Annotated in this window: 6 protein-coding genes, 1 tRNA gene and 2 pseudogenes; all 9 read left to right on the forward strand. The window is 61.3% G+C overall.

From position 1 onward, the window contains the following. Positions 1-141: pseudogene (tuf, locus tag Q8R61_RS05245) on the forward strand (elongation factor Tu); the annotation flags it as partial. A gap of 71 nt (positions 142-212) precedes the next feature. Continuing rightward, positions 213-288: transfer RNA gene (locus Q8R61_RS05250), tRNA-Trp, on the forward strand. Between the two features lie 29 nt (positions 289-317). Beyond that, positions 318-665 (forward strand): preprotein translocase subunit SecE, encoded by a 348-nt coding sequence (secE, locus tag Q8R61_RS05255; protein WP_305534949.1) that lies wholly within the window; start codon positions 318-320, stop codon positions 663-665. Further along, positions 662-1,195 (forward strand): transcription termination/antitermination protein NusG, encoded by a 534-nt coding sequence (gene nusG / locus Q8R61_RS05260; RefSeq protein ID WP_305534950.1) that lies wholly within the window; start codon positions 662-664, stop codon positions 1,193-1,195. The genes secE and nusG overlap by 4 nt, the downstream gene beginning before the upstream one ends. A 99-nt stretch (positions 1,196-1,294) precedes the next feature. After that, positions 1,295-1,726 carry a 50S ribosomal protein L11 gene (gene rplK, locus Q8R61_RS05265; protein WP_305534952.1) on the forward strand — a complete coding sequence of 144 codons (432 nt, stop codon included), beginning with the start codon at positions 1,295-1,297 and terminating at the stop codon, positions 1,724-1,726. Between the two features lies 1 nt (position 1,727). After that, a complete protein-coding gene (gene rplA, locus Q8R61_RS05270; protein ID WP_305534954.1) occupies positions 1,728-2,423 on the forward strand; it encodes a 50S ribosomal protein L1 in 696 nt (231 codons plus the stop codon). 265 nt (positions 2,424-2,688) lie between these two features. Next, complete coding sequence (gene rplJ / locus Q8R61_RS05275; protein WP_305534956.1) at positions 2,689-3,210, forward strand: 50S ribosomal protein L10; 522 nt, start codon at positions 2,689-2,691, stop codon at positions 3,208-3,210. 84 nt (positions 3,211-3,294) lie between these two features. Continuing rightward, complete coding sequence (rplL, locus tag Q8R61_RS05280) at positions 3,295-3,675, forward strand: 50S ribosomal protein L7/L12 (RefSeq protein WP_305534958.1); 381 nt, start codon at positions 3,295-3,297, stop codon at positions 3,673-3,675. A 269-nt stretch (positions 3,676-3,944) separates the two neighbouring features. After that, a pseudogene (rpoB, locus tag Q8R61_RS05285) lies at positions 3,945-5,741 on the forward strand (DNA-directed RNA polymerase subunit beta); the annotation flags it as partial.

Below are 5,741 nucleotides of genomic sequence, written 5' to 3' on the forward strand. Positions count from 1 at the left end.
GAGATGGTGATGCCTGGCGACAACGTCAGCATCAAGGTGTCGCTGATCCAGCCGATCGCGATGGACGAAGGCCTGCGTTTTGCCATCCGCGAAGGCGGCCGCACCGTCGGTGCCGGCGTCGTGGCGAAGATCGAAGAGTAAAGGCGGGCGGTCAAGACTGAGGCCGGGTTCGGTGCGGCAGATGCGCACCGGATGCCGGCCTTCAAGAATACAGGCCAATAGCTCAATTGGTAGAGCGTCGGTCTCCAAAACCGAAGGTTGGGGGTTCGAGACCCTCTTGGCCTGCCACAGGATAAGCCGCGAGGCGTACAGCATTCATGGCTGACAAAATCAAGCTGCTGATCGCAGTGTTGCTGGTCATCGCAGGGGTGGCCGGCTTTTATTATTTTGCAGATGCGCCGACCGTGGTGCGTGTGCTGTCGGTGATCGGGGGTCTGGTGCTGGCGGGTGTGGTTGCCGGCATGTCGGGTCCCGGCAAGCAGTTTTTCAGCTTTGCGCTGGATGCACGTGACGAGGCCAAGAAGGTTGTCTGGCCCACCCGCAAGGAAACCATCCAGATGACTGGCGTGGTCATGGCCTTTGTCGTTGTGATGGGGCTCTTTATGTGGGCGGTGGACAGCATTTTGACCTGGCTGGTGAAACTGGCCATGGGACAGGGAGGTTGAGTATGCGGTGGTATGTGGTTCATGCCTACTCCGGCTTCGAGAAAAGCGTCGCGCGCAACCTGGCCGAGCGGATCGAGCGTGCCGGCATGAAGGATCGCTTCGGCGAAATCCTGGTGCCGGTCGAAGAAGTGGTGGAAATGAAAGGCGGTCAGAAGAAGACCGCCGAGCGCAAGTTCTTCCCCGGCTATGTGCTGGTGCAGATGGAAATGGACGACGATACCTGGCACCTGGTGAAGAGCACGCCCAAGGTCACTGGTTTCGTCGGCGGCACGGCGACCAAGCCGGCGCCGATTTCCGAGAAGGAAGTGCAGTCGATTCTCGACCAGATGCGCGAGGGTGTGGAAAAGCCGAAGCCCAAGGTGCTGTTCGAGGTGGGCGAGCTGGTGCGGGTCATCGATGGCCCGTTCACCGACTTCAACGGCAATGTGGAAGAAGTGAACTACGACAAGAGCAAGCTGCGCGTGTCGGTGATGATTTTTGGCCGGGCGACGCCCGTCGAGCTGGGCTTCGGTCAGGTCGAAAAAAGCTGAAGCCGGCATTTTCCGGCGGCAGTGACATATCCGGATATCCGGAGAGGAGCGCGAGTAGGGCAACCGAAAGCGCGGTGGTACTCACAGTAAGGAGCCATCATGGCAAAGAAGATTGTCGGCTATATCAAGCTGCAAGTGCCGGCGGGTAAAGCCAACCCGTCGCCTCCCATCGGTCCCGCGCTGGGTCAGCGCGGCCTGAACATCATGGAATTCTGCAAGGCGTTCAACGCCAAGACCCAGGCCATGGAGCCGGGTCTGCCGATTCCGGTGGTGATCACTGCGTTCGCGGACAAGAGCTTCACCTTCATCATGAAGACGCCGCCTGCGACGGTCTTGATCAAGAAGGCGATCAAGCTCGACAAGGGCAGTGCACGGCCGCACCTGGACAAGGTGGGCACCATTACCCGCGCCCAGCTGGAAGAGATCGCCAAGACCAAGGAACCCGATCTGACCGCGGCCAACATGGACGCGGCAGTGCGCACCATTGCAGGCACGGCCCGTTCCATGGGCATCAACGTGGAGGGAGTCTGAGATGGCTAACGCATCCAAGCGCCTGCGTGCGCTGAAAGAAAAAATCGACCGTAACCGCAACTACCCGGTGATCGACGCCCTGCAACTGGTCAAGGAAACCGCGACCGCCAAGTTCGACGAGTCGGTCGACGTGGCCGTGAACCTCGGTGTCGACGCTCGCAAATCGGACCAGATGGTGCGCGGTGCCGTGGTGCTGCCGAAAGGCATCGGCAAGACCGTTCGCGTCGCCGTGTTCGCCCAGGGCGACAACGCGCAGAAGGCGCGTGACGCCGGTGCTGATATCGTCGGCTTCGACGACCTGGCTGCCGAGATCAAGGCCGGCAAGATGGATTTCGATGTGGTGATCGCCACCCCCGACGCAATGCGCGTGGTGGGCCAGCTCGGTCAGATCCTAGGCCCGCGTGGCCTGATGCCGAACCCCAAGGTCGGCACGGTATCGCCGGACGTGGTCGGCGCAGTGAAGAACGCCAAGGCCGGTCAGGTGCAGTACCGCACCGACAAGGGCGGCATCGTGCACTGCACCATCGGCCGCGCGTCGTTCAGCGTGGAAGACCTGAAGGAAAACCTGGCAGCCCTGCTGGATGCGCTTCAGCGCGCAAAGCCGGCCGCTTCCAAGGGGATCTATTTCAAGCGTCTGTCGGTGTCGTCCACCATGGGCGTGGGCGTGCGGGTCGACCAGACCAGCGTCGCAGCGTAATGAATGAGTGGGCATGCCGAAAGGCGTGCCTGAAATGAACTTTGGGCCGTCAGCCGCAGTTTGGCTGACGGGTTGTCAAAGACCGTAGGCATCCGCATGGATTTAATGTCGGTGAGCGGTCGATGGGTGAGGGCGGGTTTGACTCCGCTGTCCTCTGTCTGCCGGTTTTCGGCGCCTACGCAGATGGCGTTCCCCAGCAGGATTTTCCTGTCAAGGTCGCCAGCCGGAGCGGGCAACGCTTCGTAACTGAGAAGGAGGTAAGACCTTGAGTCTGAATCTTGAAGAAAAGAAAGCCGTCGTTGCTGAGGTGTCCGCGCAGGTTGCGGACGCTCAGACGGTTGTCGTCGCCGAGTATCGTGGCATTGCAGTGGAAGATATGACCCAGCTGCGCGCGAAGGCGCGCAAGGAAGGCGTCTATCTGCGCGTGTTGAAGAACACGCTGGTGCGTCGGGCGCTTGCCGATACGCCGTTTGCGGGCATTTCCGACCAGCTGGTCGGGCCGCTCGCCTACGGGGTGTCCAAGGATCCGGTCGCTGCCGCCAAGGTGATGCACGAGTTTGCCAAGACCAACGACAAGTTCGTGATCAAGGCCGGTGCCATGCCCAACTTCGTCATGTCCGCCAAGGACGTGGGGAATCTGGCCAGCATGCCCAGCCGTGATGAACTGTTGTCCAAGCTCTTGGGCACCATGCAGGCCCCGATCGCGCAATTCGTTCGTACGCTCAACGAAGTGCCGACCAAGTTCGTTCGCGGACTGGCTGCTGTGCGCGACAAGCAGGCTGCCTAAGCACTCAATTAGAGTGGCGCGGCCTGCCGACATCCGAATCGACGATATTGTTTTTAATCTGAAGCATTGACAGGAGTAATACAAATGGCTGTTTCTAAAGCTGAAATTCTCGACGCGATTGCCGGCATGACGGTGCTGGATCTGTCCGAGCTGATCAAAGAGATGGAAGAAAAGTTTGGCGTGTCCGCTGCTGCCGCTGCAGTTGCCGTGGCTGCCCCCGCCGCCGGCGGTGGTGCCGCTGCTGCTGAAGAGCAGACCGAGTTCACCGTGATGCTGAATTCCGCTGGCGAAAAGAAAGTGGAAGTCATCAAGGTGGTGCGTGCTGCAACCGGTCTGGGCCTGAAAGAAGCCAAGGACCTGGTCGACGGCGCCCCCAAGGCGGTCAAGGAAGGCGTGACCAAGGCCGATGCCGACGCGCTGAAAAAGCAGTTGGAAGACGCTGGCGCAGCAGTCGAAGTCAAATAAGTCAACGGACAACAGGGCGGTGCGCGCAAGCGCGTCGCCTCCTACCGGTGACAAATTTAATTCGATCGTGTGTTGCGGGGAAACCCGCGGCAGACGCAAGCAGCAAATACCCGGAACCCGGAATCGGCTTCCGGGTCGTTTGCTTTTTGCGTGTGCCCCTAAAGGGACTCCGATTTTTCATGGGCTCAAGCCTGTGAAAGTTCGTATGCCCCACAAAGCGCTGGCCGTAGCCGACGTGCCCGCTTGCTACTGATCGTCAAGGAGAACCCATGGCTGCTTATACCTTTACCGAGAAAAAACGTCTGCGCAAGAGCTTTGCCAGTCGCACCAACACCCTTCCGGTACCGTTTCTTCTGGCGACCCAGCTTGAGTCCTATCGGGCTTTCCTGCAGGAGGGGCGCACTGTCGCCGAGCGGCTGAACGAAGGCCTGCAGGCCGCGTTCACCTCGATTTTCCCGATCGAGAGCCACTCCAAGAATGCGCGGCTGGAATACGTCAGCTATGTGCTGGGCGAGCCGGTGTTCGACATCAAGGAGTGCCAGCAGCGCGGCCTGACCTACTGCGCGCCGCTGCGCGCCAAGGTGCGCCTGGTGATCATGGACAAGGAAGCGTCCAAGCCGACCATCAAGGAAGTCAAGGAGCAGGAAGTCTACATGGGCGAAATCCCGCTGATGACGCCGACTGGCTCTTTCGTCATCAACGGCACCGAACGCGTCATTGTGTCGCAGCTGCATCGCTCCCCGGGCGTGTTCTTCGAGCATGACCGCGGCAAGACCCACAGCTCCGGCAAGCTCCTGTTCTCGGCCCGCGTGATTCCCTACCGCGGCTCGTGGCTCGACTTCGAGTTCGACGCCAAGGACATCCTGTTCTTCCGCGTCGACCGCCGTCGCAAGATGCCGGTGACCATCCTGCTGAAGGCGCTGGGCTACACGCCGGCGACCATCCTCGATGACTTCTTCGCCAAGGACACGTTCTACGTCAACACCCAGGGCGTGCAGTTCGAACTGGTGCCCGAGCGCCTGCGCGGCGAGATCGCCCGCTTCGACATCTGCGGCAAGGATGACCACGTCATCGTGCCGAAGGACAAGCGCATCACCGCCAAGCATATCCGCGAACTCGACGCCGCCGGCGTCAAGAAGTGGGCGGTTCCGGCCGAGTTCGTGGTGGGCCGCGTGCTGTCGCACGACGTGGTCGACAAGAACACGGGTGAACTGGTGGCGCGCGCCAACGACGAGATCACCGAAGAACTGCTGACCGCACTGGCTGCCGCCAAGGTCGACAAGTTCAACACGCTCTACACCAATGACCTCGATCACGGCGCCTTCATTTCGCAGACGCTGCGCGCCGACGACGCCGCCGACGAATACGGCGCCAAGGTGGCGATCTACCGCATGATGCGCCCGGGCGAGCCGCCCACCGAGGATGCGGTGAATACGCTGTTCGGCAACCTGTTCTTCAGCGAAGACCGCTACGACCTGTCGGCCGTGGGCCGCATGAAGTTCAACCGCCGCATCGGCCGTGACGAGCTGACTGGAACCGGCACGCTGTCGACCGAAGACATCGTCGCCGTGATCAAGATCCTGGTCGAGCTGCGCAACGGCCGCGGCGAGATCGACGACATCGACCACCTCGGCAACCGTCGTGTGCGTTCGGTCGGCGAGCTGGCCGAAAACCAGTTCCGCGCCGGTCTGGTGCGGGTCGAGCGTGCAGTGCGCGAACGCCTGTCGCAAGCCGAGTCGGACAACCTGATGCCGCACGACCTGATCAACGCCAAGCCGGTGTCGGCGGCGATCAAGGAGTTTTTCGGTTCGTCGCAGCTGTCGCAGTTCATGGACCAGACCAACCCGCTGTCGGAGATCACCCACAAGCGCCGCGTTTCGGCACTGGGCCCGGGCGGCCTGACCCGCGAACGCGCCGGCTTCGAGGTGCGCGACGTGCACCCGACCCACTACGGCCGGATCTGCCCGATTGAGACTCCGGAAGGCCCGAACATCGGCCTGATCAACTCGCTGGCCACCCACGCGGTGGTCAACAAGTACGGCTTCATCGAGAGCCCGTACCGCCGG

Origin of the sequence: Thiobacillus sp., assembly GCF_030696885.1 — a bacterium.
GTDB lineage: Bacteria > Pseudomonadota > Gammaproteobacteria > Burkholderiales > Thiobacillaceae > Thiobacillus.